This window comes from Marinobacter iranensis (assembly GCF_029207565.1).
GTDB classification, from domain to species: domain Bacteria; phylum Pseudomonadota; class Gammaproteobacteria; order Pseudomonadales; family Oleiphilaceae; genus Marinobacter; species Marinobacter iranensis.
The window spans coordinates 1-261 of sequence record NZ_JANCMW010000248.1 but is presented as its reverse complement, the minus strand read 5'-3'; the positions used below and the strand labels follow the sequence as shown (position 1 = coordinate 261).

Genomic DNA, 261 nt, shown 5'->3' with positions numbered 1-261 from the left:
GACGGACCGGTCGAGGGGGCGGTCCTCGTCCAGTGGCGGATCGTCTCGAGCGACGGGCATCCTCTCTCGGATCAGTTCACGTTCTCGGTGGGTGAGGACGGGAAGGTCGCGGCGGTCGAGGAGTGCGGCGAATCGGCCGGCGAGCAGGCGGAAGGGTCGTCGGAAGGGTTCAACGCGGTCCCCTACGCGGTGGGCGGAGGCATCATCTTCCTCGCCGTCGGCGTCGTGATCGCGGTCGCGATCGTCCGCGGTCGACGGGGC

The 261-nt window shown here is 70.1% G+C and carries 1 protein-coding gene; it reads left to right on the top strand.

From position 1 onward, the window contains the following. Window positions 1-261: copper resistance protein CopC (locus tag NLU14_RS22230; protein WP_275710695.1), on the top strand; the 261-nt coding region annotated here is incomplete at both ends.